The organism is Tepidiphilus olei, assembly GCF_006980705.1.
GTDB classification, from domain to species: Bacteria; Pseudomonadota; Gammaproteobacteria; order Burkholderiales; family Rhodocyclaceae; genus Tepidiphilus; species Tepidiphilus olei.
Genome location: NZ_SBHO01000001.1, coordinates 589,195 through 607,059, shown reverse-complemented (window position 1 = coordinate 607,059; position 17,865 = coordinate 589,195). Strand labels below are relative to the sequence as shown.

Genomic DNA, 17,865 nt, shown 5'->3' with positions numbered 1-17,865 from the left:
AAGTATACCGCGGGTGGGCTTCAGGTGTCGGCGACGAAGACGCGGTTCTTGCCGGCGCGCTTGGCGCGGTACATCGCCTGATCGGCACGCTCGAAGGCGCTCTCCCAACCGTCGTCGGGGTAGACTTCGGTGACGCCGGCGCTGAAGGTGACCACCCGATGGCGCTCGTCGTGGAAGAAAATCTCGCGCGTGAGGATGCGCTGCAGCCGACGCAGGATTTCGGCGGCATTCTCGGCGGTCGTGCCCGGTAGGATGACGACGAATTCTTCTCCACCGTAGCGACCAATGACATCGTGCTCGCGCAGGTGCCTGCGGGCGATCTCGGCGAGGAATTTGAGGGAATCGTCGCCGGCTTGATGACCGAAGAGATCGTTGATGCGTTTGAAGTCGTCGAGATCGATCACTCCCAGCGCGAGCGCAGGGATGGATCCTTGGCGCAGGGTCTCGATCGTGCGGGAAAAAGCGGCCTCCAAGCCGTTGCGGTTATAGAGACCGGTGAGGGAGTCTCGCACGAGTCGTTCATTGAGCGACTGTAGCTGCGCTTCCAATTCACGTACCTTGGCATCGGCATCCTCGGCTTCACGGCGGGTGCGTTCGAGCGCTTCGTGCGCCTGGCGTGTGGTCTCGCTCATGTGGCGCGTCGCCTGAAGCAAGGTGCGGAGCTCGCCCGCGACGGAGGCGAGATCGTCGGCCTGTTCGATGGCCGTTGCCGCCTGCTGGAGCTGGCTCTGGTACTGCTCGGTCTCTCGGCTCATACGCCCCAGGTGCGAGAGAAAATCCGCCAGCAGGCGTTTGAGTTCGGCTTCGGCCTGGCGCTTGCGCTCGAGGGCGCGTTGCAAAGGGTCGAGCAGGGCGTCGAGCCGTTCTTGCAGCAGGCGCACCAACTGCGGTGTGAAGGTGGTGGCCGGCTCAAGAAGTTCAGCGCGCAGGTGGGCCAACTCGACCCGGATGCCGTCGTTATCGCTGCCGACGAGTTCGAGCGCTTGCAGGGAGCGACCGAGCAGCTCGAGGAGTGCCCCGATGAGGGCAGCGGTATCGACCTCTTGATTCGCAGTAATCGGAGTTGGAGCAGTCTCCCCGGGCGGTTGGCGCAGCCCAGAGATGAAACGCTCGAGCCGTCGGGGAAACCAACGGCTTTGTCCTTCCGCGAGGATCGATTCCAAGGCGTGAAGTTTGCGCTCCGGCGTCCAACCGGAAGCGGCATGCTCCCAGGCATCGATCAGTTGACGGATCAAGTCCCCCCAAGAGACGTCCGTTTCGTGGGACGGCGGCAGGACGAGCAAAGCTTCTTCGACGTCGGCCAGCGCTTGGGCCGTTTCGTTGCGCTTGAGGTGATCCCGTGCTCGCCCGAGTGCCGCGCAGGCCTTCTCTCCCGCGCGGGGAAGTTTGGCCACGAGCTGTTCGAGCAGGCGAACGAACCTCGGCGGCAGCGGCTCCGGTTCTCCGGCCAGTTCGCAGTAGACACGGGTATAGTTCTCCGGAGTCGGGGGTTGTCGCAACTGCGACAGACGCAAGAGGGTTTCTTTGGCGAGATCGACGGGCGAGGAGGGCATCGTTCGAGGCACGCGAGGGGCGGCAAAGGAATCAGTGTATCACTGCGGCCGTTCAGCGGCAGCGGCATCGGCGAGCAGCAGCTCGACGAGATCGCGGCCGAAGACCGGTAGTAGGTCGAGGCTGCGCACGCAGATCTGCAAGTCGCGCTTGGCCCACTCGTCGTTGAGACGTATCAGACGAATGTTCATCGATTTGGCATGGCGCCGGGCAGCCGACTCCGGCAAGATGCCGATGCCGATGTCGGCCTCGATCATGCGACAGACGGCGGTGAAATTGCCCACTTGGATGCGAATCTTGAGTCGCCGGTTCAGGCGGGTCGCTGCTTCGACGAGAAAACCGTGGATCGCGCTCGTCTCGGTCAGGCCGATGAAGCCGTAATCGAGCGTTTCGGCAAAGTCCGCCGCGGGCTTGGCAGCCAGTGGGTGGGCAGGGGCGACGGCAAGGACGAGCCGATCACGGCGATAGGGCAAAACTTCCAGTCCTTCGGTGCGCACGTTGCCGGCGACGATCCCGATGTCGGCCATTCCTTCGGTGACGGCGCGTACGATTTCTTGGCTGAGGCGCTCACGCAGCTCGACGTTCACGTTGGGGTGTCGTGTCAGATAGGTGCGCAAGACTTCAGGCAGAAACTCGGTGGACGTGGTGTTGGCAAAAATGCGTACCTGTCCTTTTACCCCATTAGCATATTCCAGGAGATCGCCGCACAAGTTCTCGATTTGACCAAGCACCTGACGGGCGTGGTTCAGGAATACTTGGCCAACCGGAGTGAGGCAGACGCCGCGGTTGGTGCGCGTAAATAGTTTGAGGCCGAGGCTTTCTTCGAGGTTCTTGATGCGCATGCTCGCGGCCGGCAGGGAGAGATGGGCGCGCTCGGCCCCGCCGGTGAGGCTATTGGCTTCGGCGATATGCACGAGCAGCCGAAAATCCGCGAGATCGAAATGCATGCTCGGTGTGGGTGCGTCTTGAGAATCGAGAACATTGTACCGTATGCCTTCGGACGAGGTTCAATCTAGGTGAAAGGGGGGTTTGGCAGATACGAATTGTCTCGGGCGTCAAGCTGAGGCAAACTGCGATGGCTTTCCTTGGGATGAGAGCCGTCATCATGAACGTGAATTTCGATGAATTGCGGCGATGGATCGGCCGCAGTCAGACCCAGGACGATACGGTGACTCCGGTGCCGGTGGCGGCGTTGGCCGCTACCCTCGATCGCGACGATCCTCTACCGCAACCCGGAGACGAACTGCCCCCGCTGTGGCACTGGATTTATTTCCTGCCGCTCGTGCGGCATTCCGAACTCGGGCCCGATGGGCATCCGCGGCGAGGCGGGTTTTTGCCGCCGGTGCCTTTGCCGCGGCGCATGTGGGCGGGCGGGCGATTCGAGTTCTTCCACCCGCTGCGTGTGGGGGAATCCATCCGGCGCACCTCGCGCATTGCCGACGTGAGCCTCAAGGAGGGACGCAGCGGCACCCTGGTGTTCGTGCGCGTGCGCCATGAAGTGAGCAACGACGCCGGGGTGGCGCTGGCGGAGGAGCAGGACATCGTCTATCGCGAGGCACCACGCCCGGGTGAGACCCCGCCCGCGCCCAAAGCGGCGCCGCTCGATGCCGCGTGGCACAGCGAGATCGTGCCCGATCCGGTGTTGCTCTTTCGCTATTCGGCGCTGACGTTCAACGGGCACCGTATCCACTACGATCATCCTTACACGACTCAGGTCGAAGGCTACCCGGGATTGGTGGTGCACGGGCCGCTCACGGCAACGCTTCTCGTCGATCTGCTGCGCCGCCATTTGCCGCACATGCGGCTGGAGCGCTTTTCGTTCCGTGCGGTGCGGCCGCTCTACGCGCCACGGCCTTTTACCGTGTGCGGCAAACTGGAGGCCGACGGCAAGACGGCCACCTTGTGGACGAGGGATGCTGACGGCTGGGTGACGATGGAAGCCAGTGCCACCCTCGCCTGAGTGCCCGTGAGGAGAAGGAACAAGATGAACGAACTCGATCGACCCGATGATCCTTACCGCGACATTCGCGACGGCGTGCGGGCCGTATGTGCCCAGTTTTCCCCTGAATACTTCCGCGCGCACGACGAGGCGCGCACCTATCCGGAAGAATTCGTCGACGCCCTCACCCGTGCCGGCTGGCTCGCCGCGCTCATCCCTCAGGAATATGGCGGAGCCGGGTTGGGGCTGGCCGAGGCATCGGTGATCATGGAGGAGATCAACCGCTGCGGCGGCAATGCCGGGCACTGCCACGGGCAGATGTACAACATGGGTACGCTGGTGCGCCATGGTTCGGAGGAGCAGAAACGGCGCTATCTTCCCAAGATCGCTTCCGGCGAACTGCGCCTGCAGTCGATGGCGGTGACCGAACCTACCACCGGTACCGATACCACCAAGATCAAGACGACCGCCGTAAAAAAAGGCGACCGCTACGTGGTCAATGGCCAGAAAGTGTGGATCTCGCGTGTGCAGCACTCCGATCTGATGATCCTGCTCGCGCGTACCACACCCGTCACCGAAGTGAAGAAGAAGTCCGAGGGTATGTCGATCTTCCTCGTCGATCTGCACCAGGCGATCGGGCACGGCCTCACCGTGCGGCCGATCCGCAATATGGTCAATCACGAGACGAACGAGCTCTTCTTCGACAATCTGGAGATCCCGGCCGAGAATCTCATCGGCGAGGAAGGCAAGGGCTTCAAATACATCCTCGACGGCTTGAACGCCGAACGCACCCTGATTGCGGCCGAGTGCATCGGCGACGGCTACTGGTTCATCGACAAGGCACGGCGCTATGCGGCCGAGCGTGTGGTCTTCGACCGGCCCATCGGCAAGAACCAAGGGGTGCAATTCCCCATCGCCGAGTGCTACATCGAGATCGAGGCGGCGAATCTCATGCGCTTTCGCGCTTGTGCCTTGTTCGACGCGCACGAGCCTTGCGGCGCCGAAGCCAATATGGCGAAGTATCTGGCGGCCAAAGCCTCGTGGGAGGCGGCCAACGTCTGCCTGCAGACGCACGGCGGGTTCGGTTTTGCCGCCGAATACGACGTCGAACGCAAGTTCCGCGAGACGCGCCTCTATCAAGTGGCGCCGATCTCGACCAATCTGATCCTCTCTTACGTGGCCGAGCACGTGCTCGGACTACCGCGTTCTTTCTGAAGGGGATGCGTGATGCGGCCGCTCGAAGGAATCACCGTCGTCACGTTGGAGCACGCCATCGCCGCCCCGTTTTGCACCCGGCAACTCGCCGATCTCGGTGCGCGGGTCATCAAGATCGAACGCCCCGGCGTGGGCGATTTCGCCCGGGCTTACGACGAGCGGGTGCGGGGGATGTCCTCGCACTTCGTGTGGACCAACCGTTCCAAGGAAAGTCTCACCCTCGATCTCAAGCATCCCGAGGCGAAACCGGTGCTCGATCGGCTGCTCGAGCGCGCCGACGTGCTGGTACAAAATCTCGCCCCCGGAGCGGCGGCGCGTCTGGGATTGTCCTTTGCCGCGCTGCAGCCGCGCTTTCCTCGCCTCATCGTGTGCGACATCTCCGGCTATGGCGCCGAGGGTCCTTACCGCGACAAGAAAGCCTACGATTTGCTCATTCAGAGTGAATCGGGGTTCCTGTCCGTGACCGGCACTGCTGAGCAACCGGCGAAAGCGGGCTGTTCGATCGCCGACATCTCCGCCGGCATGTACGCCTATAGCGCCATCCTGGCCGCCCTCTACGAGCGCGAACGCACGGGCAAGGGGAAGGCGATCGAGATCTCGATGTTCGAGACCATGGTCGAGTGGATGGGGTTTCCCCTCTACTATGCTTTCGACGGCGCCCCACCGCCGCCGCGCACCGGCGCTTTCCATGCCTCGATTTTCCCTTATGGCCCTTTCCGTGCCGGCGACGGGCGTACGGTGATGTTGGGCATCCAAAACGAGCGGGAATGGGTGAAGTTTTGCGAGCTCGTCCTCGGTCGGCCGGAGCTCGCGAGCGATTCGCGCTTTTCCTCGAATTCCAAACGCAGCGCGGCCCGCGCCGAGCTCACTGCCATCATCGAGAACGTTTTCGCCGGTTTGAGCGCCGAAGAGGTGGTCGACAGACTCGAAGCCGCGCAGATCGCCAACGCCCAGATGAACACCATGCACGACGTCTGGCGCCATCCCCAGCTCGAGGCGCGCCGCCGCTGGGTGGAGATCGATTCTCCCGTTGGGACCTTGCCGGCGCTCTTGCCGCCCACGGCGCGCACGCCGCAGGAAGTGCGCATGGATCCGGTGCCGGCGCTGGGGGAGCATACGGAAGCCTTGTTGGGTGAATTGGGGTTCGATGCACCGGCGATCGCCCGGCTGCGCGAACACGAGGTGATTTGACGCGGGGAAATGACGATGGATGCGCATCCGAGCAAGACTCTGGCCGAGTTCGCGGCCACCCTTGAACCCAAGGCGATCCCGGAAACGGTGCTGCGCCGGGCCGAAGAGCTCTTCGTCGACTGGTTCGGCTCGGCGCTCGCCGGCAAGGGCGCCCGCCCGGTCGAGGCGATCGAATCCTTGGCACGAGAGATGGGGCCCGGGGCAGGGGAGGCCGAAGTGCTGATCTCGCGCCGCCGTACCAGCCCCTATTTCGCTGCCATGGTCAATGCCGCGGCGTCGCACTATGCCGAACAGGATGACGTGCACAATGGCTCGGTGTTCCATCCGGCAGCGGTGGTGTTTCCGCCGGCGCTCGCCTTGGCCCAAAGCTTGGGGCGCAGCGGCGAGGAATTTCTCACGGCGGTGGTGGCAGGCTATGAAGTGGGGATCCGCGTCGGCGAGTTCCTCGGCCGATCGCACTACAAGATTTTTCATACGACCGGAACGGCCGGTACGCTCGCCGCGGCGGCCGCGGCCGGCAGGCTTCTGCGCCTCACCCCTACTCAGATGCTGGATGCCTTCGGCTCGGCCGGTACGCAGGCCGCCGGCTTGTGGGAATTCCTGCGCGATGCCGCCGACTCCAAGCAACTGCATACGGCGCATGCGGCCTCGGCCGGCTTGGCCGCTGCCCTGCTCGCGGCCAAGGGGTTTACCGGCGCGAAACACGTTCTCGAAGGACCACAGGGAATGGGCGCCGGCATGTCGCGCGATGCCGACCCCGCTCGCCTCACCGATCGGCTCGGCAGCCGTTGGGCTTTGGCCGAGACCTCGTTCAAATACCACGCTTCCTGCCGCCACACGCACCCGGCGGCCGATGCGCTGCTGCACGTGATGCGACAACATGGCCTCGAGGCCGAGGACATCGCGCGGGTGCGCGCCTACGTACATCAGGCGGCGATCGACGTCCTGGGACCAGTGGTCGAGCCGCAGACGGTGCATCAGGCGAAATTCTCCATGGGGACGGTCCTCGGACTCATCGCGGTGTTCGGTCGCGCCGGGCTGCAGGAGTTCGAAACCGCTTTCCGCGATCCGCGCGTCGTCGCCTTCCGTGGCAAGGTGAACATGGTGCTCGACCCGGAGGTCGACTCGGCCTACCCGCAGCGCTGGATCGGCAAAGTCGTCGTCGAGACCGTCGATGGACGAACTTTGAGCGGTCGCGTCGATGAACCCAAGGGCGATCCCGGCAATACCTTGTCGCGGACCGAGATCGAGGAAAAATTCCGCCGGCTGACCGAGTATGGCAAGGCCGCCACGGGCAACGAGGTCGATCGCCTGCTGCCGCGGCTGTGGGCCATCGCCCAGGCGCCACGCGTGGCGCGATTCTGGGAGTGAGGTCGATGAAGCTTGCCCGTACCTACCTCTTCGTTCCCGGCAATCGGCCAGAGCGTTTCTCCAAGGCGCTGTCGGCGCGTGCCGACGTCGTGATCCTCGACCTCGAAGATGCCGTTCCGCCGGAAGAAAAGGCGGAAGCCCGCCGCGCCGTCCGCGAATGGCTCGATCCGGCCCGTCCCGTCGCCGTGCGCATCAACGCAGCGCAGACGCCCTGGTTCGAGGACGACTTGAGTCTACTCTCGCAGCCCGCGGTGAGCGCTGTGATCTTGCCCAAGGCGGAGCGGAGCGAAGACATCGGCTTGGTGCGTAGCCGGGCGCAGCGACCGCTTCCGGTTCTGCCCATCATCGAGACGGCGCTCGGCTACGCGGCTGCGCAGACTCTGGCGCGAACCGAGGGTGTCCAACGGCTCGTCTTCGGTTCGCTCGATTTCCAGGTCGATCTAGGGATCGAGGGCGAGGAAGAGGCGCTCCTTGCCTTTCGCTCCGGCCTCGTCTTGGCTTCACGTTTGGCGGAAATCGCCGCGCCGGTCGACGGCGTAACCCCTGCGATCGACGACGAAGAGCGTATCCGTGCGGAAGCATTACGCGCAAGACGCCTGGGGTTTGGGGGAAAGCTGTGTATCCATCCGCGCCAGATACCGATCGTGCGGGCCGCTTTCCAGCCGAGCGCCGAGGAGATGGCGTGGGCGCGCCGCGTGCTCGAGGCAGTGGCGCGATCCGGCGGCGCAGCCGTGGCAGTGGACGGAAAAATGGTCGATCGGCCAGTGATTCTCCGAGCCGAAAGGATTCTGGCTAACTACGAATGATCATCGCCACCCGAACATCATTTGCCGCGCGAAGCGCGCCTTGAGCGGCAGGCAGGCATCGAGTGCGAGCAGGGCGGCGCCGCGCGTAAGCGGCAGCAGGCCTTCCTGGGGCAGGAATCCGCGCACGAAGCCGTCGGTGAGGCCGATGGTGAGCCGTCGATCGAGGGCGCGGCGCCGGGCGTAGCGCTCGAGCGTCCAGGCGCTGCCGGGATCATCGGCCTCGCGCAGCAGCTCCACTAGGGTGGCGAGGTCGCGCGCGGCGAGGTTGAAGCCTTGGCCGGCCACCGGATGCAGGGTCTGCGCTGCGTTGCCCAACCAGACCGTACGCTCGGCCACCGGTCGGCGGCGCCAGCGCAGCACCAAAGGATAGGCGGCGCGGCCGTGGATTTCGCTCAGGCGCCAGCGGTTGCCGAAGGTATGTTCCAAGCGGTTCAGGTAATCGGCGTCGGGCTGCGCCAGGGCGCGTTCGGCTTCGCCATGCGGCATCACGTGGACGAAGGTCCATTGGCCGTGATCGGGCAGGAGCGCCGCGGGTCCTTGGGAAGTGAAGCGCTCGACGGCGGTCTCCGGCGCGAGCCCCTCGGCGTGCACCCAGCCGATGAGGGCGCTCTGGCCATAGTCGTGGGACACGACCCCTTCGGCCTCGGCGGGAAGCCGTCCCTCGGCGCGGGCGCAGAGCCGGGCATGGAAGGCTCCTTTGGGCGTGCGCAGGGCGATGCGCTCGCCCTGCGCGTCTGCCGACTCGACCGGAGTCTCGTCGAGCACGGCGATGCCGCGGGTTTGTGCCGCGTCGAGCAGGGCGGTGATGAGATCCGAGGCGCGCACGACTGCACCGAAGAAGGGAACTCCCAGTACGTGCGCCTCCAAGCGCACGCGGCCGAAACCTCGCTGCGAGACGTGAATTGTGCGGATCGGCGTGGCCGGGAGCCGCTCGGCGATCTGCAACCGTTCGAACTGACGCCAGGTGCCGAGCGAGAGCGCCAGCACCCGGGCATCATCGGTGAGCCTCGCGAGTGGCCGGGCATCGAAAACGAGGGCATCGCGCCCGAGCTCGTGTAGCCACAGGGCGAGGGTCAGCCCTACGGGGCCGCCACCGACGATGGCGACTTCCGGGGCAGAGGAGGAATGGGGCATGGCGATCGTCCTCGGGTCAAGCCGTTTCGTGCTGCATCAGCGCTTCGATCGCCTCGGGCGCAACCGGCACGTCGCGTGTGAGTAGCCGACAGCCTTCTTCGGTCACGAGGGCGTCGTCCTCGATGCGGATGCCGAGGTTCCAGAAGTCGCGCGGTACGTCGTCGGCCTCTGGCACGTAGAGCCCCGGTTCGACGGTGAGCACCATGCCGGGCACGAGCGTGACCGGCTGGCCGTGCTCGTGCGTGGGCCCGGCGTCGTGTACGTCCAGACCCAGCCAGTGACCGGTGCGGTGCATGTAGAAGCGCTTGTAGGTCTGCCGTTCGAGCGCTTCGTCGAGCGTACCGGAGAGGAGCCCCAGGTCGAGTAGCCCTTGAGTGAGCACGCGCACCGCCGCCTGGTGGGGTTCGTCGAAGGTGGCGCCGGGGCGGATCGCGGCGATCGCCGCCTCCTGCGCCGCGAGCACGAGGTCGTAGAGTAGGCGCTGCGGCGGGCGGAATCGCCCATCCACGGGGAAAGTGCGGGTGATGTCCGATGCGTAACCGTCGTATTCGCAGCCCGCGTCGATGAGTACGAGCTCGCCCGCTTTCAGCCGCGAGCGGTTGTCGGTGTAGTGCAGGATGCAGGCATTGGCGCCGCCGGCGACGATGGAGGGGTAGGAGGGGCCTTGGGCGCCGTGGCGGCGGAATTCGGCGATCAGTTCCGCTTCCAGCGTGTATTCATGCACGCCGGGGCGGCAGACGCGCATGGCGCGGCGGTGGGCATGGGCGGCGATGCTCGCACTGCGCTGCATCAGGTCGAGCTCGAAGGCATCCTTGACGCGGCGCATGCGTCCGATGAGCGCGCGGGCGTCGTGCAGCGTGGCCGGTGCCGGTGGGCCGAGGCGGGCCTTGGTGCGCAGATTCGGTAGCAGCCGCCGCAGGCGGGCGTCGATCTCCTCGCTCTCCGCCAGCGGCAACCACAGCGCCGGCGTGCCGGCGAGAAGTTCCGGCAGCTTCGTGTCGAGCTCGGCGAGCGGGAAAGCCGCTTCCAACCCCAATGCCTGGGGGGCGGCGGCCACGCCCAGACGACGCCCTTCCCACAACTCTTTTTCCGGGTCGCGGTCGCGGCAAAAAAGCGCGCTGCGCGGTTCTTCGTAGGTACGCAGCAACAGCCAGGCGTCTGGTTCGATGTAGCCGGTGAGGTAGTAGAAATCGCTGTCGAAGCGGTAAGGATAGGTGGTACCGCCGTTGCGGATGCGCTCGGGGGCCGTGGGCAAGAGCAACGCACCGCCGCCAGCGGCTTCGAGTTGATGCAAGAGACTCGCACGGCGCTTGGCGAAGGCACTCAGGTCTTCGTGGTAACGGCCGACGGGAAAATCGGGGTTCATTCGCTCTCCTCGGGTGCTGCCGACAACTGGCGGCGCAGGGCGTGCAATCGTTCGGGGGTGCCGACGTCGACCCACAGGCCATCGTAGCGCTCCCCGCTCACCTTGCTCTCTTGCATCGCTGCGCGCAAGAGAGGCGCGAGCGGTGCGCGCACTCCGGCAGGCAGCGGCCGGAAGAAATCCGCGCGGTAAAAGCCGATACCGGCAAACGTGAGCGGTTCGCCGCGAGCCTCCTTGGCATCAGGATACACCAAGGCATTTGCTCCCAGGGCAAAGTCTCCTTGGGGGTGGTGTACCGGATTGGGGACGAGCAGAAGATGTGCGAGGAACCCGGCTTCGAGCCGGCGCCGGGCGCGGCGTACGAAAGCGGCCACGTCGAGCGGGCAGTAGACGTCGGCATTGACGACGAGAAACGACTCGGCATTGAGCAGCGCCAACGCCTGGCGCACCCCTCCGGCCGTCTCCAGGCCCGGCGCCGGCTCTGGGCTGAAGCGCAATGGCGGGAGGGCTTCGCGCCGCGCGAGGTGCGCAACGATCCGGTCGCCAAGCCAGCAGGGATTGACCACGGCGCGGCGGCAGTCAGCGTCGGCGAGCCGGTCGAGCCAGTGGTCGATGAGCGTTTTCCCGCCCACCTCCACCAGCGGTTTGGGGCAGGTGTCGGTGAGAGGGCGCAGGCGCTCACCGCGTCCGGCGGCGAGCACCATCGCCACGAATCCCTCAGAAGGTGTACCCAACAGCCAGATCCTCCGGATGCAGACGCTCCAGCAATCGGCGCAAGGGGGCGAGTTCCCCGTAGCGGCGGCTCGCCAGCAACAAATGACGGCGCACGCGCGGCAGGTCTTCGAGGTAGCTCGTCTTGCCGTCGCGATGTGCGAGCCGGGCGAAGATGCCCAGCACCTTGAGGTGACGCTGTACGCCCATCCACTCGTAGTCGGTATAAAAGGACTCGAACTCGGCGTGGATCGGCAGCCCCAGGCGCTTGGCCACCTGCCAATAGCGTACCAGCAGGTCGAGCGCGAATTCTTCGGTCAGATCGACGTAGGCATCCTTGAAGAGGGAGACCGCGTCGTACGTGATCGGGCCCCAGACCGCATCCTGAAAATCGAGTACGCCCGGACCGCGCCCCTCGTCGAGCAGCATCAGGTTGCGGCCGTGGTAGTCGCGATGCACGAAGACCCGCGGTTGCGCGAGCGCCCGTTCCACCAGTACCGCGAAGAGGCGCTCGAGCATTGCTTCTTCGCTCGGCGTGAGGGTCACACCCAGGTGGCGACGCACGTACCATTCGGGAAAGAGGCTCAGCTCGGTGAGCAGTTTTTCCCGATCATATTCCGGCAGCCAATCGGGGCGCGGCAGGGCCTGCAGGGTGGCGAGCGTTCCCATGGCCTGGGCGTAGCGCTCGTGGGCGGATTCTGGGGAAACGTTGCCGGCGTAGGGTCGATCGCCGAAATCTTCCATGAGAACGAAGCCCTCGCTCGCATCGACCGCCTCCACGCGCGGCACGGCGATGCCGGAATCATGCAGCAGCCTCTGCACGGCGAGCCACTGGCCGATAGGCTCCTTGTCGGGCGGGGCATCCATGACGATGCGCGTGCCGCCTTCCGGCAGGGCAACGCGCCAGTAGCGGCGAAAGCTGGCATCGGCGCTCGCCGGACGAGGTTCGGCGGCAATGCCGAGATCGGCCAACCAATGGCGCAGGCGCGCGAAGCGATCCATGAGGGCGGGTTCCTTGCGGTACAATGGCGGACGATTTTATCAAAGCCGAGGCTGTGTGCCCGTGACTTCGGGGGAGTCCGATTTTGCGTGACGGGGAAAATTTTGGTTTGCTTGCCTGGGCAGCGGTGTTCCTGGCCTGGAGTCTGCCGTGTGCCCGAGCGATCGCCCAACCCTTGTCGCCTTTACCGGTGAAACCGGAGCTCCTTGGCCTGCCACCGGCGCCCAAGCCCGTCCTCGTCGCACCAACTTCGCCTACGGCGACGCCCTCTGGAGCCTCGGTTACCGTCGTTCCTTCGCCAACGGAAGGAACCGCTCAGCCTTTACCGCCGGTAAGCGCGCCACGACCCTCGGTGTCGCAGCAAGATTCGCCGACACCGCCGCCCCCTGTTCCCCTTTCCGCCACGGTCGAGCCCGAATCCGCATCGGAGGACGCTGCGCCGCTCACCCCGACTCCTCCTCCCGCCTCGCCCCAAACGTCATCGAGCCCCGCTCCGGCTTCTTTGCCCGCGGTGCAGCCCGGTGCGACGTCCAGCTCCCAGCAAGCGCCTCGTATCCGCCTTCCTGCCGATGCGGTGAGTGGCACCGAAACCTCCCTCCTGCCTCAGGGAACGATCGTCGAAGCCGACGAGATCCGCGGCGAGCGGGGGGTTGCCGTCGAAGCCATAGGTAATGCTGTAATCATACGAGACAGTCTTCGCATCCGAGGGGATCGCTTGCGCTTCGACGAGCTCACCGATGAGGCGAGCGGCGAGGGACGAGTCGTCATCCAGGACACGGCCAAGGGCTTCCAGGTCGAGGGACCGCGGGGGCGTCTCTATGTCACGGCCAAAGAGGGCGAGATCGAGCAGCCGGTCTATCGCTATGACCCACCGGAGCACGTCAAGGATCAGAGCCGCGCGGGTCACGGTCAAGGGCAGAAGCTCTTCTTCGAAGGGGAAAACCAGTATCGCCTGCTCAGGGGCACCTGGACGAGCTGTCCTGCCCCGGATCCGGCCTGGTACGTCAAAGCCAATGAGCTAAAGCTTGACTATGACCGAAACCAGGGGCAGGCAAGGAACATGTCGCTCGTTCTGCACGGAGTGCCGATCCTGGCTGCGCCTTACGCCGAATTTCCGCTGAGCAAAGAGCGAAAGTCTGGTTTCCTTACGCCAACCGCGGGGATGTCCACCCAGTCCGGATTCGACGTGGCGGTTCCGTATTACTTTAACTTGGCCCCGAATTACGACGCCACCCTGACGACGCGTCTGATGGCCAAGCGTGGGGTACAACTGGGGGGGGAATACCGCTACCTCACTCCAAGCTATCAGGGGCAGCTGCGTGGGGAATTTCTGCCCAGCGACCGCCAGGCCGATCGTAACCGTGCGTTGGGCTCCCTGCAGCATCAACAATGGATTTCCCCCAGCTGGTCGTATTCACTAGACCTCAATGCCGTCAGCGACAAAAACTATTTTCGTGATCTGAGTAGTCGCATCGAATTGTCTTCGATCTCGCACCTAGTTCGCCAGGGACAGCTCAATTACCACAATCCGGCAGGTTGGGGTGGATCGCTGTTGATGCAGGAATACCAGACGGTCGACCGAGACGTCACCGAGCCTTACCGCCGTTTGCCTCAGCTGACTTTGTGGCACGATCCGCTCAATCTTCCCGGCGGCCTTCAGCTCGATTTGGGCGGGCACTATACTGAATTCCGGCATGATCAGGCCGGTTCGCCCGGTCTCTATGGCATGAACTGGGTCGACGGGAGCCGGTTCGTGCTCGCTCCGAGTCTTTCCCTGCCGATCTACCGCAGCTGGTGGCATTTCGAACCCAGGGTTCAATGGCATTACAGCCGCTACGACCTGGATCAGGCAGCCATTGAACAGGGAAGGACCCAGATCACCCGTAGCATCCCCATCACCTCGCTCGACATGGGGCTCGCTTTCGAGCGTGAGGCGGCCTTCTTCGGCCGGGATTGGTTACAGACCCTCGAGCCGCGTCTTTTTTACGTGAAAACTCCTTATCGACGGCAGTCGGACATCCCCTTGTTCGATTCGAGCCGTTTCGGCTACGGATTTGCCCAGATTTTCTACCCCAACCGCTACGTCGGGGACGATCGGATTTCCGATGCCGACCAGATCACTTTTGCCGTCACGTCGCGTTTGCTCGAATCCGAAACCGGTTGGGAACGCCTGCGCGTTACTTTGGGTCAACGTTATTATTTCGAAACGCCTCGAGTGCTGATGCCCTATGAGAGCCCCATTCTCGATCGACGAACCGACGTGCTCGGTGAAGCCGATGTACACCTGACCCGACAGATGCAGTTCAAAACCTTCTGGCAATACAACCCCAACGAGAACCAGACGCAGCGCCTGAATACGGGCGTGCGCTACCAACCAGGTTTTGCCCGGGTGCTCAATCTCGACTACCGTTATACTCGAGATCTCCTCGAAGACGTGGGCATAGGCGTGCAGTGGCCGCTGGCCAAACGATGGGTCGGAGTGGCGCGCATGAGCCGCTCTTTGCTCGAAGAGCGCCTCACCGAGGCCATCGTGGGGTTGGAGTATGACGGCGGCTGCTGGGTGCTGCGCACCGCCTTCCACCGTTATGCCTTGTCTGCTGATGACGAGAACACGGCATTTTTCGTGCAACTCGAACTCAATGGATTGGGTAGCCTCGGTTCCAGCCCAGAAACGCTATTGCGCCGCTCGGTTCCCGGGTACGGCAAGATTCAACCAACCGCCACCAGCACGATGCTCGGAACCGAAGGGGGGATGTGATGGGTATCTCGATTGGCCAACTGTGCAGCCACATGGCTTGGTTGCGTGGTGCTTGCATGATTGCACAACGACGCCCAAGGGGGCTGCGTGGGCTATTGCCCTTTCTTCTGGTGTTCTGGATGTGGCCGGCCTCCGCGCTCGAGCTGACCCGGGTCGTGGCCGTGGTCAACAACGAGCCCATCACGTCTACCGAATTGAACCAATACCTCGTCCGCGCTCAGAATCAAGTGGCCAAACAGGGCCTGCAGATCTCCGAATCCGACTTGCGCCAGCAAGTGCTCGAACAGATGATTTTGGAGAAACTGCAACTGCAGGTAGCCAAACGCATGGGGATCTCCGTCGATGATGCGGCCGTTTCCCGGGCAATCGAGGACATCGCCCAGCGCAATGCCCTCACTTTGGATACCTTGGAACAGGCACTCGCCGCCGACGGGATCAGTTTCGATCAGTTTCGCGAGCAGATTCGCCGCGAAATGACCATCGCTCGGCTGCGTGAGCGAGAGATGGAGGGGCGGGTGACGGTGTCGGATACCGAGGTCGACCACTTTCTGGCCAACAACCCCGATCTGATGCGCCGCATCGAGGCGGAAGCAGGCAATGTGATCCAGACCCGCGTACGCCACATCCTGATCCGTACCAACCAGGCCACCAACGACGAATCGGCTCGAGCACGGCTCCTTGCGTTGCGCGAACGCATTCTCAATGGGGCAGACTTCGCCGAGCTTGCCCGGGCCAATTCCGACGACGGCTCCGCTTTCAAAGGAGGAGATCTCGGCTGGATCAACCCGGGCGATACCGTGCCTGCCTTCGAGGAAGCGATGAACCGACTCGAACCGGGCGAGATTTCCCAACCGGTGAAAACCCCCTTCGGCTGGCACCTGATCCAGGTTTTGGAGCGCCGTCCGCTCACTGCCTCCGAAGACTATCGCCGTAACTACGCCAGGCAGATCCTACGTCGCCAAAAACTCGAGCAGGCCTACAATGCTTGGTTGCAAACCATTCGCGCCGAGGCCTTCGTCGAAATCCGTCGCGACGCACTGGAGGGAACATGAAACCGATCGCCCTCACCACGGGCGAACCTGCTGGGGTCGGTCCCGAGCTCTGCGCCCGGCTTGCCGACCGTCTGTGGCCTGCGCCGCTCGTGCTAATCGGCGATCGGGAATTGCTACGCCAACGCGGTGCGCCGCCGCTGCCCGAATTCGATCCCGCCGATCCTGCGCCCTTGTCGGTACGCCATGTCCCGCTACGCGCCCCTTCCAAGCCCGGTTGCCTCGAACCGGCCAACGCGCCGTACGTGCTCGAAGTGCTCGACACGGCGATCGACGGCGTGCTCGAAGGCATCTTCGCCGCGATCGTCACGGCGCCGATCCAAAAAAGCCTCATCGCCGAATCGGGGCACACCTTCACCGGACATACCGAGTATCTTGCCGAGCGTAGCGGCACGCCGTTCGTGGTGATGATGCTTGTGGGTGCGGGGTTGCGCGTCGCGCTGGTCACCACTCATTTGCCCTTGACTGAAGTGCCTGCCGCCGTCACGCCGCAGCGGCTCGAAGCCGTGCTGCGCATCCTCGATCGGGATCTGCGTCGCCGTTTCGGCATCGCCCGGCCGCGCATCCTCGTGGCCGGCCTCAACCCGCACGCCGGCGAGAGCGGCCATATCGGACGGGAAGAAATCGAGGTCATCACTCCCGTGCTCGAGCGGTTGCGCGCCGAGGGGATGACCCTGGTCGGCCCTCTGCCGGCCGATACGCTCTTTACGCCCCGAGTGATTGCCGGCAGTGACGCCCAGCTCGTCATGTACCATGACCAGGGCTTGCCGGTGCTCAAGTACGCCAGTTTCGGCAACGGCGTTAATGTCACCCTCGGTTTGCCCTTCATCCGCACCTCGGTCGATCACGGTACGGCCCTCGATCTGGCCGGTACCGGGCGCGCGGATCCGGGCAGCCTCTTCGAGGCGGTCACGCTCGCCTGTCTGCTTGCTTCCGTCGAGGAGCGTCTTGCCGCTCAGGGGGAAAGCGGCACGTGATCGCCGAAGTACAAGGCCACCGGGCGCGCAAGCGCTTCGGGCAGAATTTCCTGCGTGATCCCAACGTGATCCGGCGCATCGTCGCCACGATCGACCCGAAACCAGGCGAGCACCTCGTCGAGATCGGCCCCGGGCTCGGCGCACTCACCGAGCCGCTCATCGAAGCCGCCGGCCAGCTCACGGCCATCGAACTCGATCGCGATCTCGCCGCCCGCCTGCGGCAGCGCTTCCCCGCGGAGCGGCTGCGGCTCATCGAGGCCGACGCCTTGCGTTTCGATTTCGCCACTCTGCCGGCCCCTTTGCGGGTGGTAGGAAATCTGCCATACAACGTGTCGACGCCACTACTGTTTCACCTCGCGGACTACGCCGATCGCATCGCGGACATGACCTTCATGCTGCAAAAGGAAGTCGTGGAGCGCATGGCGGCCGCTCCGGACAGTGCTGCCTATGGGCGATTGTCGGTGATGCTGCAGCAGCGATTTGCCGTGCGCAAGTGTTTCGACGTGCCGCCGGGTGCATTCGTGCCCACGCCGAAAGTCACTTCCAGCATCGTGCGCCTCACTCCTTTGCCCGAGGGGACGCATACCCTCGAAGATCCCGAACGATTCTCCCGGCTGGTCGCCGCCGCCTTCAATCAGCGGCGCAAGACGTTACGCAACGCCTTGAAAGCGTCGATTCCGGATCCGGCTCTCTTCGTTCAGGCGGGGATCGATCCAAACGCCCGTGCGGAGACCCTCGCGGTCGAGGATTTCGTGCGGCTGGCAAACGTGCTCGCGCACGCGCCAGCCTCTGGGGCATGA

At 64.3% G+C, this 17,865-nt stretch carries 15 protein-coding genes; 9 read left to right on the top strand and 6 right to left on the bottom strand.

Annotated features, from left to right (window positions below; genetic code table 11):
* Positions 1-20: 20 nt before the first annotated feature.
* Together EPD80_RS02900 and EPD80_RS02895 are read right to left on the bottom strand one after the other, a co-directional pair.
* Positions 21-1,553, bottom strand: coding sequence for a GGDEF domain-containing protein (locus EPD80_RS02900; protein WP_142809249.1), 1,533 nt, complete (start codon positions 1,551-1,553; stop codon positions 21-23).
* Positions 1,554-1,592: 39 nt separating this feature from the next.
* Positions 1,593-2,498 carry a LysR substrate-binding domain-containing protein gene (locus tag EPD80_RS02895; RefSeq protein WP_142809247.1) on the bottom strand — a complete coding sequence of 302 codons (906 nt, stop codon included), beginning with the start codon at positions 2,496-2,498 and terminating at the stop codon, positions 1,593-1,595.
* 158 nt (positions 2,499-2,656) lie between these two features.
* Here EPD80_RS02895 and EPD80_RS02890 point away from each other — a divergent pair, with 158 nt between their 5' ends.
* The 5 genes from EPD80_RS02890 to EPD80_RS02870 are packed head-to-tail and all read left to right on the top strand — an operon-like array spanning position 2,657 to position 8,073.
* On the top strand, positions 2,657-3,511 hold the full coding sequence (locus EPD80_RS02890) for an FAS1-like dehydratase domain-containing protein (RefSeq protein WP_142809244.1): 855 nt from the start codon (positions 2,657-2,659) through the stop codon (positions 3,509-3,511).
* Between the two features lie 24 nt (positions 3,512-3,535).
* A complete protein-coding gene (locus EPD80_RS02885) occupies positions 3,536-4,705 on the top strand; it encodes an acyl-CoA dehydrogenase family protein (RefSeq protein ID WP_142809243.1) in 1,170 nt (389 codons plus the stop codon).
* A 12-nt stretch (positions 4,706-4,717) separates the two neighbouring features.
* Positions 4,718-5,896, top strand: a complete 1,179-nt coding sequence (locus tag EPD80_RS02880; RefSeq protein WP_142809241.1) for a CaiB/BaiF CoA transferase family protein — start codon at positions 4,718-4,720, stop codon at positions 5,894-5,896.
* A 9-nt stretch (positions 5,897-5,905) separates the two neighbouring features.
* Positions 5,906-7,267 carry an MmgE/PrpD family protein gene (locus tag EPD80_RS02875; protein ID WP_142809239.1) on the top strand — a complete coding sequence of 454 codons (1,362 nt, stop codon included), beginning with the start codon at positions 5,906-5,908 and terminating at the stop codon, positions 7,265-7,267.
* A gap of 5 nt (positions 7,268-7,272) precedes the next feature.
* On the top strand, positions 7,273-8,073 hold the full coding sequence (locus tag EPD80_RS02870) for an HpcH/HpaI aldolase/citrate lyase family protein (protein WP_142809237.1): 801 nt from the start codon (positions 7,273-7,275) through the stop codon (positions 8,071-8,073).
* Here the strand turns inward: EPD80_RS02870 and EPD80_RS02865 are convergent, their stop codons facing one another.
* Genes EPD80_RS02865 through EPD80_RS02850 form a run of 4 tightly spaced genes read right to left on the bottom strand, consistent with a single transcriptional unit; the run spans position 8,074 to position 12,283 of the window.
* Positions 8,074-9,207, bottom strand: coding sequence for an FAD-dependent monooxygenase (locus EPD80_RS02865; RefSeq protein WP_142809235.1), 1,134 nt, complete (start codon positions 9,205-9,207; stop codon positions 8,074-8,076).
* Between the two features lie 16 nt (positions 9,208-9,223).
* Positions 9,224-10,573 (bottom strand): aminopeptidase P N-terminal domain-containing protein, encoded by a 1,350-nt coding sequence (locus EPD80_RS02860; RefSeq protein WP_142809233.1) that lies wholly within the window; start codon positions 10,571-10,573, stop codon positions 9,224-9,226.
* Complete coding sequence (locus EPD80_RS02855) at positions 10,570-11,274, bottom strand: nucleotidyltransferase family protein (RefSeq protein ID WP_142809371.1); 705 nt, start codon at positions 11,272-11,274, stop codon at positions 10,570-10,572. The genes EPD80_RS02860 and EPD80_RS02855 overlap by 4 nt, the downstream gene beginning before the upstream one ends.
* Before the next feature lie 13 nt (positions 11,275-11,287).
* Positions 11,288-12,283 carry an aminoglycoside phosphotransferase family protein gene (locus EPD80_RS02850; protein WP_142809231.1) on the bottom strand — a complete coding sequence of 332 codons (996 nt, stop codon included), beginning with the start codon at positions 12,281-12,283 and terminating at the stop codon, positions 11,288-11,290.
* Positions 12,284-12,855: 572 nt separating this feature from the next.
* On the opposite strand from EPD80_RS02850, the gene EPD80_RS02845 reads away from it, so the two are divergent.
* The 4 genes from EPD80_RS02845 to rsmA all read left to right on the top strand — a co-directional run bounded on the left by EPD80_RS02845 (position 12,856) and on the right by rsmA (position 17,865).
* Positions 12,856-15,039, top strand: coding sequence for an LPS-assembly protein LptD (locus EPD80_RS02845; protein ID WP_221928790.1), 2,184 nt, complete (start codon positions 12,856-12,858; stop codon positions 15,037-15,039).
* Between the two features lie 119 nt (positions 15,040-15,158).
* A complete protein-coding gene (locus tag EPD80_RS02840; RefSeq protein ID WP_185957679.1) occupies positions 15,159-16,091 on the top strand; it encodes a peptidylprolyl isomerase in 933 nt (310 codons plus the stop codon).
* Positions 16,088-17,065, top strand: a complete 978-nt coding sequence (gene pdxA, locus EPD80_RS02835) for a 4-hydroxythreonine-4-phosphate dehydrogenase PdxA (protein WP_142809227.1) — start codon at positions 16,088-16,090, stop codon at positions 17,063-17,065. The genes EPD80_RS02840 and pdxA overlap by 4 nt, the downstream gene beginning before the upstream one ends.
* Positions 17,062-17,865, top strand: a complete 804-nt coding sequence (rsmA, locus tag EPD80_RS02830; RefSeq protein WP_255446495.1) for a 16S rRNA (adenine(1518)-N(6)/adenine(1519)-N(6))-dimethyltransferase RsmA — start codon at positions 17,062-17,064, stop codon at positions 17,863-17,865. The genes pdxA and rsmA overlap by 4 nt, the downstream gene beginning before the upstream one ends.

Coding starts and splice junctions, on each gene's coding strand:
- EPD80_RS02865 (WP_142809235.1), bottom strand. CDS start 9,207: ATGCCCCATTCCTCCTCTGCCCCGGAAGTCGCCATCGTCGGTGGCGGC.
- EPD80_RS02880 (WP_142809241.1), top strand. CDS start 4,718: ATGCGGCCGCTCGAAGGAATCACCGTCGTCACGTTGGAGCACGCCATC.
- EPD80_RS02850 (WP_142809231.1), bottom strand. CDS start 12,283: ATGGATCGCTTCGCGCGCCTGCGCCATTGGTTGGCCGATCTCGGCATT.
- EPD80_RS02900 (WP_142809249.1), bottom strand. CDS start 1,553: ATGCCCTCCTCGCCCGTCGATCTCGCCAAAGAAACCCTCTTGCGTCTG.
- EPD80_RS02875 (WP_142809239.1), top strand. CDS start 5,906: ATGACGATGGATGCGCATCCGAGCAAGACTCTGGCCGAGTTCGCGGCC.
- EPD80_RS02870 (WP_142809237.1), top strand. CDS start 7,273: ATGAAGCTTGCCCGTACCTACCTCTTCGTTCCCGGCAATCGGCCAGAG.
- EPD80_RS02885 (WP_142809243.1), top strand. CDS start 3,536: ATGAACGAACTCGATCGACCCGATGATCCTTACCGCGACATTCGCGAC.
- EPD80_RS02860 (WP_142809233.1), bottom strand. CDS start 10,573: ATGAACCCCGATTTTCCCGTCGGCCGTTACCACGAAGACCTGAGTGCC.
- EPD80_RS02840 (WP_185957679.1), top strand. CDS start 15,159: ATGTGGCCGGCCTCCGCGCTCGAGCTGACCCGGGTCGTGGCCGTGGTC.
- EPD80_RS02895 (WP_142809247.1), bottom strand. CDS start 2,498: ATGCATTTCGATCTCGCGGATTTTCGGCTGCTCGTGCATATCGCCGAA.
- pdxA (WP_142809227.1), top strand. CDS start 16,088: ATGAAACCGATCGCCCTCACCACGGGCGAACCTGCTGGGGTCGGTCCC.
- EPD80_RS02855 (WP_142809371.1), bottom strand. CDS start 11,274: ATGGTGCTCGCCGCCGGACGCGGTGAGCGCCTGCGCCCTCTCACCGAC.
- EPD80_RS02890 (WP_142809244.1), top strand. CDS start 2,657: ATGAACGTGAATTTCGATGAATTGCGGCGATGGATCGGCCGCAGTCAG.